General features: G+C 70.3%; 16 protein-coding genes. 3 read left to right on the forward strand and 13 right to left on the reverse strand.

Annotated elements, in window-relative coordinates:
• Positions 1-122: 122 nt before the first annotated feature.
• Both INT49_RS15620 and INT49_RS15625 read right to left on the reverse strand, forming a co-directional pair.
• Positions 123-1,127 carry an L-idonate 5-dehydrogenase gene (locus INT49_RS15620; protein WP_193118678.1) on the reverse strand — a complete coding sequence of 335 codons (1,005 nt, stop codon included), beginning with the start codon at positions 1,125-1,127 and terminating at the stop codon, positions 123-125.
• Positions 1,127-2,641 (reverse strand): mannitol dehydrogenase family protein, encoded by a 1,515-nt coding sequence (locus tag INT49_RS15625; RefSeq protein WP_319021654.1) that lies wholly within the window; start codon positions 2,639-2,641, stop codon positions 1,127-1,129. Before INT49_RS15625 ends, INT49_RS15620 begins: the two co-directional genes overlap by 1 nt.
• Positions 2,642-2,870: 229 nt before the next feature.
• On the opposite strand from INT49_RS15625, the gene INT49_RS15630 reads away from it, so the two are divergent.
• Positions 2,871-3,419 carry an SRPBCC family protein gene (locus INT49_RS15630; protein WP_193118680.1) on the forward strand — a complete coding sequence of 183 codons (549 nt, stop codon included), beginning with the start codon at positions 2,871-2,873 and terminating at the stop codon, positions 3,417-3,419.
• A gap of 96 nt (positions 3,420-3,515) precedes the next feature.
• On the opposite strand, the gene INT49_RS15635 is transcribed toward INT49_RS15630, so the two are convergent.
• The 5 genes from INT49_RS15635 to INT49_RS15655 form a co-directional block, all read right to left on the reverse strand.
• The gene (locus INT49_RS15635) at positions 3,516-4,337 is read right to left on the reverse strand and encodes a carbohydrate ABC transporter permease (protein WP_193118681.1); all 822 of its coding nucleotides are present in this window, start codon (positions 4,335-4,337) and stop codon (positions 3,516-3,518) included.
• A 1-nt stretch (position 4,338) separates the two neighbouring features.
• On the reverse strand, positions 4,339-5,328 hold the full coding sequence (locus INT49_RS15640) for a carbohydrate ABC transporter permease (RefSeq protein ID WP_193118682.1): 990 nt from the start codon (positions 5,326-5,328) through the stop codon (positions 4,339-4,341).
• Positions 5,325-6,641: an extracellular solute-binding protein gene (locus INT49_RS15645; protein WP_193118683.1), complete on the reverse strand. Its 1,317-nt coding sequence runs from the start codon at positions 6,639-6,641 to the stop codon at positions 5,325-5,327. Before INT49_RS15645 ends, INT49_RS15640 begins: the two co-directional genes overlap by 4 nt.
• A 240-nt stretch (positions 6,642-6,881) precedes the next feature.
• Positions 6,882-7,970 (reverse strand): Gfo/Idh/MocA family protein, encoded by a 1,089-nt coding sequence (locus INT49_RS15650; protein ID WP_193118684.1) that lies wholly within the window; start codon positions 7,968-7,970, stop codon positions 6,882-6,884.
• 125 nt (positions 7,971-8,095) lie between these two features.
• Positions 8,096-9,250: a Gfo/Idh/MocA family protein gene (locus tag INT49_RS15655; RefSeq protein ID WP_193118685.1), complete on the reverse strand. Its 1,155-nt coding sequence runs from the start codon at positions 9,248-9,250 to the stop codon at positions 8,096-8,098.
• A 128-nt stretch (positions 9,251-9,378) separates the two neighbouring features.
• Between INT49_RS15655 and INT49_RS15660 the strand changes: the two genes are divergently transcribed.
• Positions 9,379-10,074: a maleylpyruvate isomerase N-terminal domain-containing protein gene (locus INT49_RS15660; RefSeq protein ID WP_193118686.1), complete on the forward strand. Its 696-nt coding sequence runs from the start codon at positions 9,379-9,381 to the stop codon at positions 10,072-10,074.
• 238 nt (positions 10,075-10,312) lie between these two features.
• Positions 10,313-11,884, forward strand: coding sequence for an aspartate:alanine exchanger family transporter (locus tag INT49_RS15665; RefSeq protein WP_193118687.1), 1,572 nt, complete (start codon positions 10,313-10,315; stop codon positions 11,882-11,884).
• Between the two features lie 55 nt (positions 11,885-11,939).
• On the opposite strand, the gene INT49_RS15670 is transcribed toward INT49_RS15665, so the two are convergent.
• The 6 genes from INT49_RS15670 to INT49_RS15695 form a co-directional block, all read right to left on the reverse strand.
• On the reverse strand, positions 11,940-13,019 hold the full coding sequence (locus INT49_RS15670; RefSeq protein ID WP_193118709.1) for a Gfo/Idh/MocA family protein: 1,080 nt from the start codon (positions 13,017-13,019) through the stop codon (positions 11,940-11,942).
• 17 nt (positions 13,020-13,036) lie between these two features.
• Positions 13,037-13,879 (reverse strand): ThuA domain-containing protein, encoded by an 843-nt coding sequence (locus INT49_RS15675; RefSeq protein ID WP_226850697.1) that lies wholly within the window; start codon positions 13,877-13,879, stop codon positions 13,037-13,039.
• A complete protein-coding gene (locus INT49_RS15680) occupies positions 13,876-15,114 on the reverse strand; it encodes a Gfo/Idh/MocA family protein (RefSeq protein WP_193118710.1) in 1,239 nt (412 codons plus the stop codon). Before INT49_RS15680 ends, INT49_RS15675 begins: the two co-directional genes overlap by 4 nt.
• A gap of 316 nt (positions 15,115-15,430) precedes the next feature.
• Positions 15,431-16,243 carry a carbohydrate ABC transporter permease gene (locus INT49_RS15685; protein ID WP_193118688.1) on the reverse strand — a complete coding sequence of 271 codons (813 nt, stop codon included), beginning with the start codon at positions 16,241-16,243 and terminating at the stop codon, positions 15,431-15,433.
• Between the two features lies 1 nt (position 16,244).
• Entirely contained in the window at positions 16,245-17,108 is an 864-nt protein-coding gene (locus INT49_RS15690; RefSeq protein WP_226850710.1) for a carbohydrate ABC transporter permease, read from the reverse strand.
• A gap of 119 nt (positions 17,109-17,227) precedes the next feature.
• Positions 17,228-18,553 (reverse strand): extracellular solute-binding protein, encoded by a 1,326-nt coding sequence (locus tag INT49_RS15695; RefSeq protein WP_193118689.1) that lies wholly within the window; start codon positions 18,551-18,553, stop codon positions 17,228-17,230.
• Positions 18,554-18,610 lie beyond the last annotated feature (57 nt).

Here is an 18,610-nt window from a genome sequence, read left to right on the forward strand (position 1 = left end):
CGGAGAGGTCGGTACGGACGGAACGGGCAGACGACAGAGGCGACGGAGACTGCGGGAACTGTGGAGACGGCGGGAACTGCGGGGACGCAGGGCCGACGCGCGCGGCGCCGGCACGGCGATCCTCACAGCTCGAGCAGCACCTTGGCGGAACGGGAGGCATCCTTCGCGGTCGCGAACGCCTCGACGGCGTCCGCAGCGGGGATGACCTGGGTGACCACGGCGTCGAAGCGGTCGTCGGCCGCGAGCACCTCGATGGCCTCGTCGATCTCGGTGTCGAAGCGCTGGGTGCCGCGCAGCTGGACCTCCTTGGCCACGAGCGCGGCGAGGTTCACGGGGATGTCCGTGTTCGGCAGGATCGCGACCTGCACGATGATCCCCGCGGGGCGCACGGCGCGCACCCCGGAGGAGAGCGAGACGGGGGCCGAGGAGCACTCGAGCACCACGTCGTAGGCGTTGTCCTCGGGGCTCGCCTCGGTCACCAGGATCGCCTGCGAGGCGCCGAGAGCCTTCGCCCGCTCGAGCGGCTCGGGGCGCACGTCGGTCACGTCGACGGAGGCCGCCCCGCGGTGCAGGAGGGAGGCGACGGCCAGCAGACCGATCGGGCCGGAGCCCAGGACCAGGCACTTCTTGCCCGTCACATCACCGGCGATGGTCACGGCGTGCAGGGCGACGGCGAGCGGCTCCGCGAGCGCCCCCCGACGCAGGGGCAGCGACTCCGGCAGCCGGCGCAGGTTCGCACGGTCGATGACCATGTACTGGGCCGCGGCGCCCTGGCGATGCGGGGTGACGCTCGCGCTGCCCAGGTAGTCGCCGCCGGGCCACAGGTGCGGACGGTCCTCGATGCCCGGCGCGCTGGCTCCGTACCGGGCCGGGTGCACGGTCACCGGGGTGCCGGGCGCGAACTCGCCGCGGGGGTCGAGATCGACCACGGCGGAGAGCTCGTGACCGGGGATCAGCGGCTCGGTGATCACGAATGCGCCGTTCGCGCCGTGGAAGTAGTAGTGCAGGTCGGAGCCGCAGATGCCGACGTAGGCGATGCGCAGGCGCACCTCGTCCCCGCTCGGCTCGACGTCGGGGGCGTCCGCCCAGCGGATGTCCTCGGCGGCATGGATGGTCAGGGCCTTCATCAGCGGTTCTCCTTCAGGGACGCGGCAAGGGCGTCGGCGGCCGCGGCGCGCGGTCCCGACGTGACGATCGTGGTCAGCAGCTCGCCGACGGCGACGACGAAGTCCTCGCGCTCGGCGAGCTGCTCGGACAGGCACCCGCTCTCGAGCAGGGCGCGGGCATGCTCGGCCGGGGTGGTGGCGCGCTCCGCGATCCCCTGCAGGCGGTCCTGGTCCGGGTCGCTCATCGCCCGGGCCTGCTCGCCGGGCTCGAAGCCGCGGGGCGGGACGACGCAGGCGAACCAGGCGGCGACGGTGAGCGCGAGCAGCGCCGGCATCCGCCCCTGCTCGAGGTGGAACAGGGCCGGGGTCGGGATCCGCTGCGGCAGCCGCATGGATCCGTCCGATCCCACCTGACGGGTGCGATGGCCCAGGTCATGGTTGTGCCAGCGGTGCGTGAGGTCCTCGATGTACTCCTCGACGTCGAAGCCCGAGGGGAGGTCGATCGTGGGCAGGTTCTCGCCGCGGATCAGCGCGAGCGTGGACTCCGCGATCCAGTCCTGCTCGAAGCTCGCAGGGATCGTGGCACGGCCGTCGAGTGCGCCGAGGTAGGCGATCAGCGAGTGCGGGCCGTTGAGGATCCGCAGCTTGACCTGCTCGTACTTGCCGACCTCGTCGGACATGATCGCGCCGCCCAGGTCCCAAGCCGGACGACCTGCCGGGAAGTGGTCCTCCATCACCCACATGGAGAACTTCTCGGCCCGCACCGGGGCGCCGTCGCGCACGCCCAGCAGCTCGGCGACCTGATCGCTGGTCCCTGCCGTGGTGGCCGGGACGATGCGGTCTACCATCGCGTCGGGGAAGGCGACCTGCTCGCGCACGTAGGCCAGGACGTCCTCGGTGGCGCCGGAGTGCTCGAGGAACTCGGTGACCATGCGGCGGGCCGTCTGCCCCGCGGAGGAGAGGTTGTCGCAGGGCAGCACGGTGAACGGCTCGCCGCTGGAGGCACGCTCGGTGAGGCCGCGGGCGAGCAGGCCGATCACGGTGCGGGGAGCGGCCGGGGTCGCGAGGTCCGCGCGGATCCCGGCGGTGTCGACGTCGAGGCTGCCGGTGCGCGGGGAGACGGAGTAGCCGCCCTCGGACACGGTCAGGGTGAGGATGCGGCGCGCGGCGGTCGCGATCTCGGCCACCACGGCGCCGGGATCCTCGGCCATCACGCCGAAGCCGCGGTGCACATCGACCACATCGGCGCGGGTGCCGGTGTCCGCGAGCTCGAGCACGCTGTACAGGCCGTCCTGCGCGGCCATCGGATCCACGACGGAACGGGAGCGGTTCGCGAAGCCGACGATGCCCCAGTCGCCCTCCTCGGCCTCGAGGGCGCGGGCGGTGTGCACGGCGCCGTGGGCGCGGTGGAAGGCGCCGAGCCCGAGATGGATGATGCCGGCCCGGGCGGGGTCCCGGGGCGCGGAGGCGCCGAGGGCGGGAAGGCCCGCGAGGGTCCCGCGGCCCAGGTCCGGGATGGTGCTGGAAGACGACACGTGAACCTCCTGGTCGGTGCCCGGGCGCGCTCCCGCGACGGTACCGGACTGGTCCGAGGAGGTCTCCCCGGACGTGGCGTTCCATGATATGAAACGGCAGTTTCGCAACTCGTAACAGTCTAGCAAGCGGGACGGGGCGCAGCGCGGCTCGCAGGTGCCGCACCGGCGATCCCCGTCTACCGTAGGCCGCATCCGCGGAAGCGACCGCGCCCGACCATCAGGAGTGCAGATGACGATCACCGGAGATCTCGACGCCGACGGACAGGACCTCGTCCTCACCCGCACCCTCGCGGCGCCGCGCGACCGGATCTGGGCGCACCTGAGCACCTCGGCCCTGCTCGAGACCTGGTTCGGCACCTTCGAGGGGGACCCGGGATCGGGGCAGGTGCAGGTCACGATGACCGCCGAGCCGGGCGATTCCTCAGCAGTCGAGTACACGATCCACGCCTGCGAGCAGGGCGCCCTGCTCACCGTGAGCTCAGCGATGGGGGAGGACACCTGGTGCCTCTCCGTCGAGCTTGCCGACGCCGGCGGTGCGGAGGCGTCCGACAGCGCCGGAGCACCCGATCGTGGGGATGCGGCCGATGGCGCGGTAACCGTGGTCTCGCTCCGCCACCATGCGGTGCCCGCCGACATGGTGCAGCACATCGGCCCCGGCTGGGAGTGGTACCTCGACCGGCTCACCGGCGCCGTGACCGGCGGAGAGATCCCCGGGATGGACGTCTGGGACTCCCGCTATATGACCCTCGCGGAGGACTATGCCCGTCTGACCAGGTGATCGGAGCTGCCGAGGCCCCGGCTCCCGCTCCGCGGAGGAGAAGGGGCCGGGGCCTCGTCGGCGTCCGGGATCAGGCGACGGCGCCGCCCGGTTCGATCACTTGCTGAAGCCGGCGGTGAGGCCGCTGATCAGCTGGCGACGGCCGGCGATGTAGAGCACCAGGATCGGCAGCGCCGAGAGCATCACGGCCGCGAGCACGGCCGGGATGTTCGTGGTGAACTCGCCCTGGTAGGCCCACAGCGACAGCGGCAGCACCCGCATCTCCGAGCTCTGCGTGAGCACCAGCGGGAACAGGAAGCCGTTCCACACCTGCAGTGCGTCGTAGATGCCGACGGTGACGATCGCGGGCTTCGCGAGCGGCAGCACCAGGCGGCGGAACATCTGCATGTCCGAGGCGCCGTCGACCGTCATGGACTCGTACAGCTCCTTGGGCACGTCGCGCAGGAAGTTCGTCAGGATCAGCACGGTGATCGGGATGGCGAACGCGACGCTGGGCAGGATCAGCGCCCAGAGGGTGTCGTACAGGCCCAGCTGCACGATCAGGTAGTAGATCGGGATGATCGTGGCCTGCAGCGGGATCGCGATGCCCATGAGGAACAGCCTCTGGCTGAAGCGGGCCATCCGGGTACGGCTGCGCACGATCACGTAGCTGGCCATCAGGGAGGACACGACCACGGCCACGACGGTCACCACGGTCACGATGACGCTGTTGGTGAAGTACCGCAGGAAATCGTTCTCGAGCACGTAGCGGAACGGCTCGAGGGTGAACTCGCTGGGCAGCGACAGCGGGTTGGAGCTGAAGTAGTCCTCGCGCGGGCGGATGCTGGTGATCACGATGTAGTAGATCGGCACCATGATGACCAGGAGCCAGGCGAAGCCCAGGACGCCGCCGAGGACGTTCGGATTACGGGTTCTCATCTCAGGCGCCCTCCATCTGGCTTTCCATCTTGTCGGCGCCCGAGACCTTGTTCAGTCCGAGGGACAGCAGCAGCCCCACGACGATCAGGATCACGGCGATGACGCTCGCGGGTCCCATCTGGTAGGAGCGGAAGCCGGTCAGGTACATGTCCAGGGGGAGCACCCGCGTCGCATTGCCGGGCCCGCCGCCGGTGAGGATGAAGATCAGGTCGAAGTAGGTCAGCGAGCCCACCAGCATCAGCGTGGAGCTGGTGACGATCGTGTACTTCAGCTGGGGCAGGGTGACGTTGAAGAACTGCCGGGTGCGCCCGGCGCCGTCCAACGTGGCCGCTTCGTACATCGACTTCGGGATCTGTCGCACCCCGGCCTGGTAGAGCAGGGAGTGGAAGGGCACGAAGGACCAGGAGATCACCATGATCAGCGTGTAGAACGCCAGGTTCGGCGAGCCCAGCCAGTCCTGCTTCAGGAAGTCCGCGTTGAAGGCGCGGGACAGACCGAAGTTCGGGTCCAGCAGGGCCTTGAAGGCGATGCCGGTCGCCGCTGCCGAGAACAGCAGGGGCAGGAAGTAGAGCACCGAGAAGGCTTCGCGGTAGCGCTGGTGACCGGCCATGAAGGTCCCCAGCAGCAGGCTGAGGGGGAACTGCACGACGAAGCTCAGCGCCGTCATCAGGAAGGTCAGCTTCATCGCGTTCAGGGTGACCGGGTTCTGGAAGACCGCGACCCAGGCGTCGAGCCCGGCGAACGACGGGGTTCCGAGTCCGTCCCACGCGAAGAACGACAGCACGACCACGCCCGCGAGCGGCAGCAGGGCGAAGACGCCGAAGAACGCCAGGGCCGGCGCCAGCATCCAGTTGCTCGGCGCGGTGCGCAGGCTCTTCCGGGCGCGGGATCGGGGTGCCCCTGGGGAGGGCGCGCGGCCCTCTCCAGGAGCGGACGGTGCGGCGGGCTGCGAGGCGGCGGGCTGTGGTGCTGGGGACTGCGCCGCGGTCATGAGTCCAGGGTCGCGTTCATCGCGCTCACGAAGTCGGCCGGCTTCTTCTCCCCGAGGAAGATCTGCGAGAGGTTCGTGAGCAGCTCCTGGGCCGGGGCCGCCGGAAGCGCCTGATCCCACGACAGCTGGAAGTGCGGAGCGTTGATCACCATGTCGTAGGCGAAGGACAGGAACTTCCCGTCGTCGAGATCGGGGAGCTTGTCCTCGAGATCCTTGACGGCGGGGATCGCGCCCATGCCCAGGAAGCTGTCCACCATGTCCTCGTTGAGGTTGAACTCGTTGAGGTACTTGATGGCGAGCTCCTGCACCTCCGGGTCCGCGTCTGCGGAGACGGACCAGAAGTTGGCCGGGTTGCCGACGACGTTGGCCGGGTCGCCGGCGCCGCCGTCGGCCGCGGGGAAGTTCAGGAAGCCGAGCTTGTCGCCGGCGACGAAGTCGGGGGCGTCCTGCTTGAACGTCCCATAGACCCAGCTGCCCTGCAGGAGCATCGCGGCCTGGCCGGTGTGGACCAGGGCGGCGTCGGCGCCCGCATCCGCGGCCACCGAGCCGAAGCTCGAGCCGAAGGCGCCGGCGTCCACCAGCTGCACGATCGACTCCAGAGCGGAGGTGATGGCCGGATCGGACCAGGCGTCGGCCTCGCCCGTCAGGATCTTCTCGAAGACCCCTTCGCCGCCGATGCGGTCGGTGAGGTACTGGATGTACATCAGCTCGGGCCACACGCTCTGACCGGCCAGGGCGATCGGGGTGATGTCTGCCGCGACGAAGGCCTCCACGGCGGTCATCAGCTCGGCCCAGGTGGTGGGAGGGGTGACGCCGTGCTCCTCGAAGAGCTCGGTGCTGTAGTACAGGACCACCGGCTGGGTGTCGTTGTTCGGGACGCCGTACTGCTTCCCGTCGACCTCGCCGACCTTCGCGATCGACTCGATCGAGTGCGAGAGGATGTCGTCGACCTTGCCGGTGAGGTCCACGACCGATTCGTTGCCGACGTAGTCCTCCAGCGTGCCGCCGGCCCAGTTGAAGATCAGGGTCGGCGCATTGCCGGAGCCGATCGAGGTGCGGATCTTCTCCTTGTAGGAGTCGTTGGCGAAGAACTCCACGGCGAAGGGGTTGTCGGGGTTCGCCTCGTCCCAGGCGTCGAAGGACCCCTGGTAGGTGTCCTCCTTGGCCCCGGTCAGGGCCCAGACGGACAGGCTCGACGGCGAGCCGCCGCCACCGGCGGGCTTCTTGCCGCCGCTGCAGGCGCTGAGGGTGACGAGGGAGGGTACGGCGATACCGAGGCCGGCGAGGGTTGCACGGCGGGTGACAGGCTTCATTGCTGCTCCAGTTCGCAAGTTCGGCGACAACGCCGAAAAGATTTCGGAAACTTCTGTCGATGGTGTCACGGTATGCCTGGTCCTACCTGTAGGTCAAGCCAAGCTCAGGCACTAATCGAACTCCGAAAGCTGAATGAAAACACGTCGAGAGTATGGCGGCACGAAAAAGCCGACGGTCGCTGTCCCGGAGGGGACAGCGACCGTCGGCAGGTGCTGGGTGCGGCGCGGGGCCGCGCGGGGTCAGGCGCCGGGCGCGCGCAGCACGCGGGCCTGCTGCTGGGCGATGAGCGCCAGCTCCACGGCCTTGAAGGCGTGGTCCTGCGTCATGGCGTTGTCGGTGCGGTTCAGGACATCGAGGATGAGCTCGCCGAAGTACGGGTAGCCCACCTTGCCGGTGGCGTCGATGCGGTGCTCGCCCTCGCCGTCGACCAGGATCACCTGGCCGCCGCCGTTGTCGGTGGTGACGTCGACGTACTTGCGCAGCTCCATGTAGCCCTCGGTGCCGAGGATGAAGGTGCGCCCGTCGCCCCAGGTGCGCAGGCCGGCCGGGGTGAACCAGTCCACGCGCACGAAGCCGGAGGCTCCGGAGGACAGCGCGATGTGGGCGTCGCCGTAGTCGTCGAGCTCCGGGTGGTCGGGGTGGCCGAAGTTGCCGATCGAGCTCGAGAGGATCTCGGCGTCGTCGGAGCCGGTGAAGGTGAGCATCTGCTCGAAGTTGTGCGAGCCGATGTCGGTGAGGATGCCGCCGTAGCGGGCACGCTCGAAGAACCAGTCCGGCCGGGTCGAGGGGTCGCCCATACGGTGCGGGCCCATGCCCTGGACCTGGATGACCTCACCGATCGCCCCGCGGTCGATGTACTGGCCGGCGAGCACCGCGGCCTCGACGTGCAGGCGCTCGGAGTAATACACCATGTACTTCCTGCCGGTGCGCTCCACGGCGGCCCTGGCCTCGGCCAGCTGGTCGAGCGTGGTCAGCGGGGTCTTGTCGGTGAAGTAGTCCTTGCCGGCCTCCATCACGCGGATGCCCAGCGCCGCACGGTCCGCGGGGACGGCCGCGGCGGCGACCAGCAGCACCTCGTCATCGGCGAAGATCTCCTCCTCGCTGCCGGCGATCCTCACCTCCGGGAACTTCTCCTGGAAGGCTGCGGCGCGTTCGGCGTCGGTGTCGTAGACCCACTTCGGGGAGCCGCCGGCGCCGATGAGGCCCTGCGTCATGCCGAAGATGTGGCCATGGTCGAGGTGCATGACGGCGAAGACGAACTCGCCGGGTTCGACGACAGGCTTCGGCATCGCGGCGGGGGCGTAGTTGGCTCCTTCGGAGACAGCCATGGGGGTCCTTTCAACGGGGTGGTCAGGGAGAGTGGTGGTCGGTGATGGGATGCTCGGCGGTCCTGGCAGGCGGTGCGAGGGCTGACGCCGGGGCCGACGTCCGGAGGCGCGGCCGGGAGCCGCCGCTAGGAGGAGCCGCCCACGGTGATGTCGCCGTCCAGCGCGCCCACCGAGGCGCTCTTCTCGAAGAAGTGCGGGGCCCGCTCCACGAGGGTGCCGGAGCGGTAGTAGGGGTCCTCCGGGGCGAGCGGCAGGTCGATGGTGCGGCGCTCGATGGCGGAGGCGTAGATCGCGGTGACCAGCTCGACCGCCCGTCGGCCGTCCTCGCCGGTGATCATCGGCTCCGTGCCGGCCTCGATCGCGGTCATCACGTCGCGCAGCTGGGCGGCGTGCCCGGTGTGCTCGAGCGGCGGGACCGAGGCCGCGAAAGCCTCGAGCTCATCGGTGAGCGGGGGATTCCCGTCCGGCGTGGGGAAGCCGTTGGGCTGGGCGGTCTCGGCGACCACCTCCCACGGCTGGGAGACACGCGCCCGCTCGCCCTGGACCACGATCTCCTGGCGCTGCCCGTGGTGCACGACCGAGCTGGTCAGCTCCGCCAGGCCGCGCTCGTACTGCAGGATCGCGACGGAGAGGTCCTCGACCTCGGCGTTGGCGTGGGCGGCGTTGGTCATCATCGCGACCACCGCCTGCGGGGTCCCCAGCAGCCACAGGGCGAGGTCGATGTGGTGGATCGCGTGGTTCAGGGTGCAGCCGCCGCCCTCGGAGGCCCAGGTGCCCCGCCACCACAGGTCGTAGTAGGAGGTGCCGCGCCACCACTCCGAGGCGATCCGGGTGTGGGCGACGGGGCCGATCTTCCCGCTGTCGAGCACCGCCTTCAGCCGCATCATCTCGGTGCGGAACCGGTTCTGCGCGATGGCCGAGAGCAGCTTCCCGCTGCGTCGCTGCGCCTCGAGCATCGCATCGCAGTCCTCGAGCGAGGGCGCCATCGGCTTCTCGACGATCACGTGCACGCCGGCCTCGAGCGCCTGCACCGCCACCGGGCGATGGGCCGACGGGGGAGTCGTCACGGAGACGAGATCGAGATCCTCGGACGCGAGCAGCTCGCCGACATCGGCGTAGGTGCGGGCGTCGGTGAGACCGAAGCGCTCGCGCGCCTCCTCCGCCTTCTCGACGGTGAGATCGGCCAGCGCCACGACGCGCACGTGGTCGGCGGCGTCGAGGTAGGCGCGGAGGTGGGCGTCGGCGATGGAGCCAGTCCCGATGACTGCGACATTGAGCATGGGTGATGCCTTTCCGGCAGGGGGCATGGGGTGAAGTGTCCTGCACCACGCCCCGGGTGGCAGGCATGTGCCGGATGTTGCCACGGCTCGCGGAGCGCCCTGGGGAACGCGCTTGCTACCGTGCTGACGTGGACATCTTCCCCCAGACCTGGTCGGCTCTGTGCGCGGCGGTCGCCGCTCTCCCGGACGAGGCGTTCGACGAGCCGTCGGGCTGTCGCGGCTGGCGGGTGCGCGACCTCGTCTCCCACCTGGTCCTCGACGCGCAGGATCTGCTGATCACGCTCTCCACTCCGGCGGACACCGCCCCCAGCCACGACTCCCTGAGCTACTGGACGCCCTCGCCCACCTCGCCCGATAGCACCTCGCCCACCGATGCGCTCACCGTGCGGCTCGCCACGGCGTACGAGGACCCCGCCGTGCTGCGCGCCCACTTCGAGGACCTCGGTGCGGCCGCCGGCCGGGCCGCGATGCTCGCCCATCCCGAGCTGCCGGTGAGCACCCAGGGGAAGACGCTCACCGTGCGGGACTACCTCGGGGCCTACGTGCTGGAGGCGGCGCTGCATCATCTGGACCTGGGCGCGCATCTCCCCTCCGCGCGACTCCCCTCCGGCAGCCGTCCGTCCGTCGACCTCCCGCACCCGGAGAGCCTCGCGGAAGCCCGCGAGATGGTCGAGCGTCGCCTGCGGGTCCGGCTGCCCGCGAGCTGGGAAGACGCCGACGCGCTCCGCGTCGCGACCGGACGTCGGCACGCCACGGCCGAGGAGCGCGCGGAGCTGGACGCCCTCGGGGCGCGCGGCCAGATGCTGCCGCTGTCCTTCGGCTGAGGGCGCGCCCTTCCGGCCCCCGGCGGCCCGTCCCCAGCGGCACGTGCCGTCGCAGCCCTCGCCGGCCACCTCGCGGTCCGCCGCTCGGATCGGTCACCTCTTCCTGTCGTGACCTCGGACAACTCCGATTCCCGGGCAGGCAGGCCGCGACTATCGTGGGAGGCCACTCCACACTGCGGAGCCCGCGCTCGACGCGCACCGGTCCGGTGCGCCCTGCCGGGCCCTGGAAAGGCTCACCGTGATCGACGTCCTCGAGGGGAGCCCGCTCCTCACGCTGTTCCTGGTCGTCGCCTCGGGAGCCGTGCTGGGAGCGATCCCCTTCGGCCGCGTGCGCTTCGGCGCCGCCGGCGCCCTGTTCACCGGTCTCGCCCTCTCGGCGGCCGCCCCGCATCTCGGCGCCGGGATGGACATCGTGCAGTCCCTGGGCCTGGCCCTGTTCGTGTACACCGTCGGGATCGCTGCCGGCGCCGCCTTCTTCAGCTCGCTGAACAAGCAGCTGCCGCTGCTGGCCGCGGCCACCGCCAGCACCGTCCTCGCCGCCGTCGCCACGATCGTGCTGGGGCGCGTGCTGGGCCTGGCCCAGGATCTCTCGCTGGGCCTGTTCACCGGCGCGCTCACCGCGGCCCCGGCCCTGGACGCCGCCGGCCGCGTGACCGGCACGTCGGCCCCGTCGGTCGGCTACGCCTTCGGCTACCCGATCGGCGTGATCGTGGGGATCGTGCTGGTCTCCACCGTCGTCTCCCGCAGCTGGCCGGGCCGTAAGGACACCCCGGCCCTCGCCGGGACCAGCCTGGACTCCACGACCGTGAAGGTGCTGCACCCGGTGAACCTGCGCGACGTCCCGCAGTGGCATGAGCAGCAGGTGCGCTTCTCCTACCTGCGCCGCGACGGCCGCGTACGGGTGATCGTGCCGGGGGAGGACCTCCTGGCGGGAGACGAGGTGGTCGCCGTGGGCATGCCCGAGGCGGTCGGTGCCGTCACCGAGGTGCTCGGGGAGCGCAGCGACCGCCACGTCGCCCATGACCGCTCGCTCGTGGAGTTCACCCGCCTCACCGTCTCCAACCCCGATCTGGCCTCGCGGTCGATCGCCGAGTTGAACCTGCCGGTGCGCTTCGGGGCCGTGGTCACCCGGGTGCGGCGCGGCGACCTCGAGCTGCTGGCCCGCGACGACCTGGTGCTCGAGCCCGGGGACCGCATTGCCGTGGTCGTGGACCGCTCCAAGCTCGACGACGTCCACGCACTGCTCGGGGACTCCGACCGCAAGGCCAGCGAGCTCGACGTGCTCTCCCTGGGCCTCGGCCTGGTGCTCGGCTTCGCACTGGGCCTGGTCACCTTGCCGATGCCCGGCGGGGGCAGCTTCTCCCTGGGGCCCGCTGCCGGGCCGCTCCTGGTGGGCATGGTGCTGGGCGCCCTGCGCCGCACCGGCCCCGTGGTGTGGGCCCTGCCGGGCAGCGCCAACATCACGCTGCGTCAGCTGGGCCTGCTGCTCTTCCTCGCCGGCCTGGGCCTGACCGCGGGGCCCGACGTCGCCGCGGTGCTCACCTCGCCCGATGCGTGGCGGGCCGCCGTGCTCTCGGCGATCGTCGCCGTGCTGAGCTGTGTGGTGCTGCTGGTCGCTGCCCGCTGGATCCTGGACCTCTCCGCCCCGCGTGCGGCCGGCGCCGTCGCCGGCTTCCTCGGCCAGCCTGCGGTGCTCGATGCCGCGAACTCCAAGAGGGCCGACGAGCGCATCGAGACGGCCTACGCCACGCTCTTCGCCTTCTCCATCGTGGTGAAGATCGTGCTGGTCCCGGTGATCTGGAACCTCTGAGCGGTCGCAGCGGCACGGCCTGGCACACAGGCCGTGCCGCTGATGGACCAGGTGCTCAGGCGGTGACGCGGACGTCCTGCAGCTCGACCGCCTCGGGGCGGGCCACGGTGCTGGCCACCTCGACGCGGGTGCCGTTGCGAGCGGATTCGAGCACCGCGTTCATCACCTCGAGCACGTGCTGGCCGAGCTCGCCGCTGGCCCGCAGCGCCTCGCCGCGCACGGCCATGTCCTGCAGGCCGATGCCGCGTGCGACGCCCTGGTAGCCGCCAGCTACGGGCAGGGTCTCCCAGTCCTCGCCGCCCAGCCGCTTGACCTCGACGTCGCCGTCGAAGCGGTTGGGATCCGGCACGGCGAGCGTCCCGGTGGTGCCGTGGACCTCGATCGGATGGGCCGCGGTCGCGACGCCGTCGAAGCTCATGATGAGCGTGGTGAGCGCGCCGCTCTCATGGACCAGCACGCCGGTGACGTGCGTTTCCGTGGTGACGGGGATGATCTCGCCCTCGCGGGGGCCCGAGCCGATGGTGCGCTCGGTGCGCAGGCGGCTGCCCGCCCCGATCACCTCGGCGACCGGACCCAGCAGGGTGACCAGGGAGTGGATGTAGTACGGACCCATGTCCAGCAGGGGGCCGCCGCCGGGCACGTAGTAGAAGTCCGGCTGAGGGTGCCAGCGCTCGTGGCCCGGCGTGACCATGGTGGCCACGGCCGCGATCGGGGTGCCAATCTCGCCGGCGTCGATCGCGACCCGGGCGGTCTGGGTGCCGGTGCCGAGCACGGTGTCCGGCGCGCTCCCGGTGAGCACCCCGGCCTGGCGCGCCGCAGCGAGAACCTCGGCGCCCTCCTCGGTGGTCACCGCGAACGGCTTCTCCGAGTAGACGTTCTTCCCGCCGGCGATCGCCCGCAGGTCCACGTCGGCGTGCGCCGCGGGGATGGTGAGGTTCAGGACGGTGTCCACCTCGGGGTCGGCGAGGAGCTCATCGACGCTCAGCACGCGCACACCCTCCCGCCCCTCGGCGGCGGCCTCGGCGCGGGCGGGATCGAGATCCGCGACCGCGACGAGCTGCACGTCCGGCAGCTCGTCGAAGCTCGCCAGGTACTGCCGCGAGATGACCCCGCAGCCGATCATGCCGATCCGCATCGGCGCTGCCGCCGCGCTCATCGGGTGGCTCCGTGCGCATCGTCCGAGCGCTCGCCGCCCTGTGCGGTCGCGGCGTGTCCGCCGGTGCGGTGCTCGCCATAGGGCTGCTCGCTGCCGCGCGCCGCCCACAGCAGGCCGCGCTCGATCACCGTGCGCACGTTCTCGTCCTCGAGCACCTCGACCCGGTGCCCGGGGGTGGAGACGAAGATCCGGCCCTCGCCCCACTGGCGCGTCCAGAGCGCCGGGGAGGTGAGCGGGCGGTCCCACGGGTCCCACTCGCGCACCTTCTGCGTGGTGGTCGCGAGCACGTCGATGTAGTCGTCGCTGAGCACCCAGTACTGCTCGGTGACCAGGTCGAAGTCGCTGATGCCCCGGGTGATCGGGTGCTCGGCGGCGGCCGGCAGCATGTTCACCGTGTAGGGCACGTAGTTGTCGGCCTGCTCGCCCGTGCGCTCATCGGGGTGCTTGCCGGGGTGGCAGCCGAACTGGCCGCCGATCAGGGTGAGGTAGTCGGAGTTGTTGCGGTAGCTGTCGGCGATGCCGCCGTGCCAGCCGGCCAGGCCCGTGCCCGCCTCGACGGCCGCGCGCAGCCCCTCGAACTCCTCCTTCTCGATGGTGTTCATGGTGTTGCACTGGAGGATGAGATCGACCGTGGCCATGTACTCGGCGTCGGCGTAGATCGCGGGGGAGTCCTCGATCCGCACTGTGAAGCCGTTCTCCTCGAGGAAGGGGATGAACAGGTCGGTCGCCTCGACCGGCTGGTGCCCGTCCCAGCCGCCGCGGACCACGAGGGCCGTGCGGTCGCTCGGCGGGGCGACGACGAAGGTGCTGGTCGAGGCGGTCGTCTGGGGGTCTGTCATCGGGTGCGCTCCTGCGACGTGGTGGTCTGTGAGGTCTGTGAGGTCTGTGAGGTCTGTGAGGTCTGTGCGGTGGTGTCGGGGGCCGACGGGTCGACACCCCGCCAGCGGGAGCCGTCGGCCGAGCTGGCCTCGACGGCGGCGAGGACGCGCTGCACCTGCAGCGCCTCCTGGAAGGAGGGGGAGGGGTCGGTGCCCTCGCCGATCGCCCGCACGAGGTCCGCGATCTCGTGCGTGAAGGTGTGCTCGTAGCCCAGGCCGTGGCCCGTGGGCCACCAGGCCGCGGCATAGGGATGCTCCGGCTCGGTGGTGAGCACGCGGGTGAAGCCCTGCCGGCCGGCGCCGGCCGTGGCGTCGTAGATCTCCAGCTCGTTCATGCGCTCGAAGTCGAAGGCGATCGATCCCGTCGAGCCGTTGATCTCCACGCGCATGGCGTTCTTGCGGCCCTGCGCCATGCGGGTCGCCTCGAAGGAGCCGAGCACCCCGCTGTCGAAGCGGGCGGTGAACAGGGCGACGTCGTCGACGGTGACCTGCTGACGCTCGCCGGAGAGGTCGCCCTTGCCGCCGAGGCCCTGCATGTCCCCGGCCGCGGGACGGGTGGGGACGACGGTCTCGAGGATGCCGGAGACCGCGGTGATGTCCTGCCCGGAGATCCACTGGGCGAGGTCGATGATGTGGGCACCGATGTCGCCGAGAGCGCCGGAGCCGGCCTTGTCCTTGTCCAGGCGCCAGGTCATCGGCGCGTCGGCGTCGGAGAGCCAGTCCTGCAGGTACTGGGCACGGACCTGGCGGATCTCGCCCACCGCGCCCTCGTCGACGAGCTGGCGCGCGTAGGCCAGCGCCGGGGTGCGGCGGTAGGAGAAGCCGCAGATGCTGCGGACGCCGCGGTTGCTCGCCTCGCTCGCGGCGGCGGCCATCTCCGCCGATTCCTCGACCGAGTTCGCGAGCGGCTTCTCGCACAGCACGTGCTTGCCGGCGGCGAGCGCGGCCATCGCGATCTCGAAGTGCGTGTCACCAGGGGTGCAGATGTCGATGACGTCGATCTCGGGATCCTCGACGAGGTCCTGCCACCGGGTGGTGGTCTGCTCGAAGCCGTAGCGCTCGGCCGCTGCGACCAGGGCGCTCTCGGTGCGCCCGGCGAGGGTGCGCAGCACGGGGGTCAGCGGGAGGTCGAAGAAACGGTGGGCGGTGCGCCAGGCGTGGGAATGGGCGGCACCCATGAAGCCGTAGCCGACCATGCCGACGCGCAGCGGTCGGGGGGAAGGGGATGGGGCGGTCACTGCTGGTGTCACGACTCCTCGAAGAGCGGATGGTGGGGCGGGACCGGGGCCGTCCGGAACGGGTGCTCCGGGCACTCCTGGCGGCCGACGAGCAGGTGGCGCAGGGTCGTGGTGGTGGTCTGCGCTCGGTGTCGACGGTGACTCGGAGAGGCCTCGGGACGAGGCGGACCGGCCCTGGTAAGGGTCTTTAACTTATAAAGGGAACGGCGGCGGGTCAAGAGCGGCTCGCGCCATGGCGCGGCCGGGACCGGGCCCGTCGTCGGCGGGAGTCAGGTCATTTGCTGGAGCCGGCCGTCATGCCGCTGACCAGGTACCGGCGACCGAAGGCGTAGAGCAGGATGATCGGAATGGACGAGAGGATCACGGCGGCCATGACCACCGGGACGTTCGTGGCGTACTCGCCCTGGAAGCTCCACAGCGCCAGGGGCAGCGTGCGCTTGTCGGGGCTCTGGGTGAGGATCAGGGGGAACAGGAAGCCGTTCCACGACATGAGCGCCTGGTAGACGGCCACCGTGACGATCGCCGGCTGGCAGATGGGCAGCGCGAGGCGCCACATCTTCTGCCATTCGGTGCAGCCGTCGATGTCCATCGCCTCGAACAGCTCGCGCGGCACGTCCCGGAGCGCGTTGGAGATGATCAGGACGCTCAGCGGCAGGCCGAAGGCGATGCCCGGCAGCATGAGCGCGACGAGGGAGTCGTACATGTGCATCCGGATGATCAGCAGATAGATCGGGACGATCGTGGCCTGCACCGGGATCGCCAGACCCAGCAGGAACAGGCTGCGCACGGGGCTGAAGAAGCGATGCCCGCTGCGCACGATCGAGAACGACGCCATGAACGCCATCCCGACCAGGGGGATCACCGTGCCGAGCGCGACGAGCACGCTGTTGAGCAGGTACATCGCGAAGTCGGCTTCGAGCACCGCGGTGAAGTTCTCGAACGCGAGCTTCGGGGAGGGCATCACCGGGTTCGAGCCGAAGTACGTGTTGATCGACTTCAGGCTCGTGATCGCGACGAAGTAGAGCGGCAGGATGGCGATGACCAGCCAGACCCAGCCGAAGGCGCCTCCGATCCAGTTCCTTCTCATCTCAGGCTCCTTCCATCTGGCTCGCGGAGGCATCCTTGCCGCCGAGCCGCTGCACCGCGAGCGCCAGGCCCAGCCCGAGGACCACGAGGATCACGGCCAGGCTGCTCGCGACGCCCATCTCGTTGCCGCGGAATCCGGTGAGGTACATGTCCAGCGGCAGGATCCGGGTGGACTTGCCGGGCCCGCCCTGGGTGAGCACGAAGATGATGTCGAAGTAGGTCAGGGCGCCCACCACCATCAGCGTCGAGCTGGTGATCAGCGTGTACTTGAGCTGGGGCAGGGTGATCGAGAAGAACTGCCGCACCCGGCCGGCGCCGTCGATCTGCGCCGCCTCGTACATCGTCTGCGGGATCTGTCGCACGGCGCCCTGGTAGATCAGCGTGTGGAAGGGGATGAACTGCCACGCGATGATCGCCAGGAGCACCACCCAGACGAGGAAGGAGTCGCCGAGCCAGTTCTGCTTGAGGAAGGCCAGGTTCAGTCCGCTGGGGATGCCGAAGTTCGGGTCCAGCAGCGATTTGAAGGTGATCGCGATGGCTGCGGAGGAGAGCAGCATGGGCAGGAAGTACATCACCGCGAGGACGTTGCGGTACTTCTGCTGCCCGGCGAGGAAGGTGCCCAGCAGGATGCTCAGCGGGGTCTGCAGCAACCAGGTGGCCGCGATCATGAAGAGCACCAGCAGCAGGCCGTGCCAGGTGGTCTCTCGCGTCAGCGCGTCCTTCCAGCTGACGAGCCCCGTGAACTCGATCGCCCCGATGCCGTTCCATGACGTGAAGGACAGCACCACCACGCCCAGCAGCGGCAGCACCGCGAAGACCAGGAAGAAGAGCAGGGCGGGGAGGGCGAAGAGCACGTGGGAGGTCATCAGCCGCTCCCGCTGCGATCGCACGGCTCCCGGGGAGCTCTCGGCGGCGTCCTGCCCGGGCGCGCGGCGGCGCCCGGGCATCGACGTGACCGCCGTCGGGTCGACGGAGGACACCATGCTCAGGCCTCCAGGGTGGCGTTCATGTTCTCGGCGAACTGCTCGGGACTGAGCTTTCCGAGGAACAGCTGTTCGGTGTTGACCAGGAGCTCCTCGGCCGCGGTGGGCTGCAGGGCCTGGTCCCAGGACTGGGTGAAGGACGGGGCGTCCTGCATCGAGGTGTAGACCCACTGCAGGTAGTCGGCGTCGTCGCTCGCGGCGAGGGCCTCGTCCTGGCCCTTCACGATGGGCACCGAGCCGGACTCGATGAGCGCCTCCGAGACGGCGTCGGTCATGAGCCCCTCGGCGAAGAAGGCCTTCGCGACCGTCTTCTGCTCGTCGCTCGCGGAGGCGGACAGCGAGACGTAGCCGGCGGGGTTGCCCACGAGGTTCGCGAGCTCGCCCTTGCCGCCCTCGATGGTGGGGAAGGGCCCGTAGCCGAGACGGCCGTCCTGGACGAACGAGCCGCCCCCGGACTTCATGCCGCCGTAGGTCCAGCCGCCATGGAGCATCAGCGCGGCCTTGTCGGACCACATGAGCGCCTGGTCGGTGTTGGAGTCGGCGGCCATGGACTCGAAGCCCTCCACGAAGGCCTTCGCCTCCAGGAGCTCCTCGACCTTCTTGCCCATCTCGACCACGGCGTCGTCGAGCCAGGAATCCGGCTCCCCGGCGGCGATCCTCGCGAACACGTCCGGGCCGCCCACGCGGTCCAGGAGGTACTCGAGCCACATCATCGAGGTCCACCGCGACTGGCCGGCCAGCGAGATGGGGGCGACGCCTGCGGAGTGCGCCTTCTCGATGGCGCCCAGGAGATCCTCCCAGCTCTCGGGGGCCTCGGCGCCGATGTTCTCGGGCACGGTCTTGTTGTGGAACAGGATGATCGGCTGGGCGGCGCCCGTGGGCATCGCGTAGACCTGCTCGTCGACGGTGGCCGCGGCCCAGACCGACTCGATGAACCTGTCCTTGACGTCGGTGTTCTCGCCGAGCCAGTCGGTGAGATCGTCGACCTGCTCCTCCTCGGCATAGGTGCGCAGGCCGCCGCCGCCCCAGCCGGTGATGACGGCGGGCGCCTCGCCGGCGCCGATGGCGGTGCGGATCTTCTGCTTGTAGGCGTCGTTCTGGAAGAACGTCAGCTCGATCGAGCCCTTGCCGAGCTCGTTGAACGCGGTGACGGTGTCCTCGGTGATGGTCTCGTTCGGCTCACCGCTGAGAGCCCAGTAGCCGGCGGAGTCGGCGCCCCCGCTTCCGGAGCCTCCGGGGCCGGAGGTCCCGCAGGCGGCGAGGCTGAGCGCGGAGAGCCCGGCGGCGGCGCCCAAGGCGGACCGGCGAGAAAGCTGGATGTTCTTCATGACCTACTCCTGATGTCGACGGTGACGGGGTGCAGCGGCCAGTGGGTGTGACGGAAC

Origin of the sequence: Brachybacterium tyrofermentans (assembly GCF_014897585.1) — a bacterium.
Taxonomy (GTDB): domain Bacteria; phylum Actinomycetota; class Actinomycetes; order Actinomycetales; family Dermabacteraceae; genus Brachybacterium; species Brachybacterium tyrofermentans.

Bases quoted from the DNA above. Each gene is read 5' to 3' on its own strand.
- INT49_RS15655 (WP_193118685.1), bottom strand. From the start codon at position 9,250: ATGCTCAATGTCGCAGTCATCGGGACTGGCTCCATCGCCGACGCCCAC.
- INT49_RS15680 (WP_193118710.1), bottom strand. From the start codon at position 15,114: ATGGTCGGCTACGGCTTCATGGGTGCCGCCCATTCCCACGCCTGGCGC.
- INT49_RS15675 (WP_226850697.1), bottom strand. From the start codon at position 13,879: ATGACAGACCCCCAGACGACCGCCTCGACCAGCACCTTCGTCGTCGCC.
- INT49_RS15620 (WP_193118678.1), bottom strand. From the start codon at position 1,127: ATGAAGGCCCTGACCATCCATGCCGCCGAGGACATCCGCTGGGCGGAC.
- INT49_RS15640 (WP_193118682.1), bottom strand. From the start codon at position 5,328: ATGACCGCGGCGCAGTCCCCAGCACCACAGCCCGCCGCCTCGCAGCCC.
- INT49_RS15635 (WP_193118681.1), bottom strand. From the start codon at position 4,337: ATGAGAACCCGTAATCCGAACGTCCTCGGCGGCGTCCTGGGCTTCGCC.
- INT49_RS15650 (WP_193118684.1), bottom strand. From the start codon at position 7,970: ATGGCTGTCTCCGAAGGAGCCAACTACGCCCCCGCCGCGATGCCGAAG.
- INT49_RS15695 (WP_193118689.1), bottom strand. From the start codon at position 18,553: ATGAAGAACATCCAGCTTTCTCGCCGGTCCGCCTTGGGCGCCGCCGCC.
- INT49_RS15630 (WP_193118680.1), top strand. From the start codon at position 2,871: ATGACGATCACCGGAGATCTCGACGCCGACGGACAGGACCTCGTCCTC.
- INT49_RS15685 (WP_193118688.1), bottom strand. From the start codon at position 16,243: ATGAGAAGGAACTGGATCGGAGGCGCCTTCGGCTGGGTCTGGCTGGTC.
- INT49_RS15670 (WP_193118709.1), bottom strand. From the start codon at position 13,019: ATGCGGATCGGCATGATCGGCTGCGGGGTCATCTCGCGGCAGTACCTG.
- INT49_RS15645 (WP_193118683.1), bottom strand. From the start codon at position 6,641: ATGAAGCCTGTCACCCGCCGTGCAACCCTCGCCGGCCTCGGTATCGCC.
- INT49_RS15690 (WP_226850710.1), bottom strand. From the start codon at position 17,108: ATGACCTCCCACGTGCTCTTCGCCCTCCCCGCCCTGCTCTTCTTCCTG.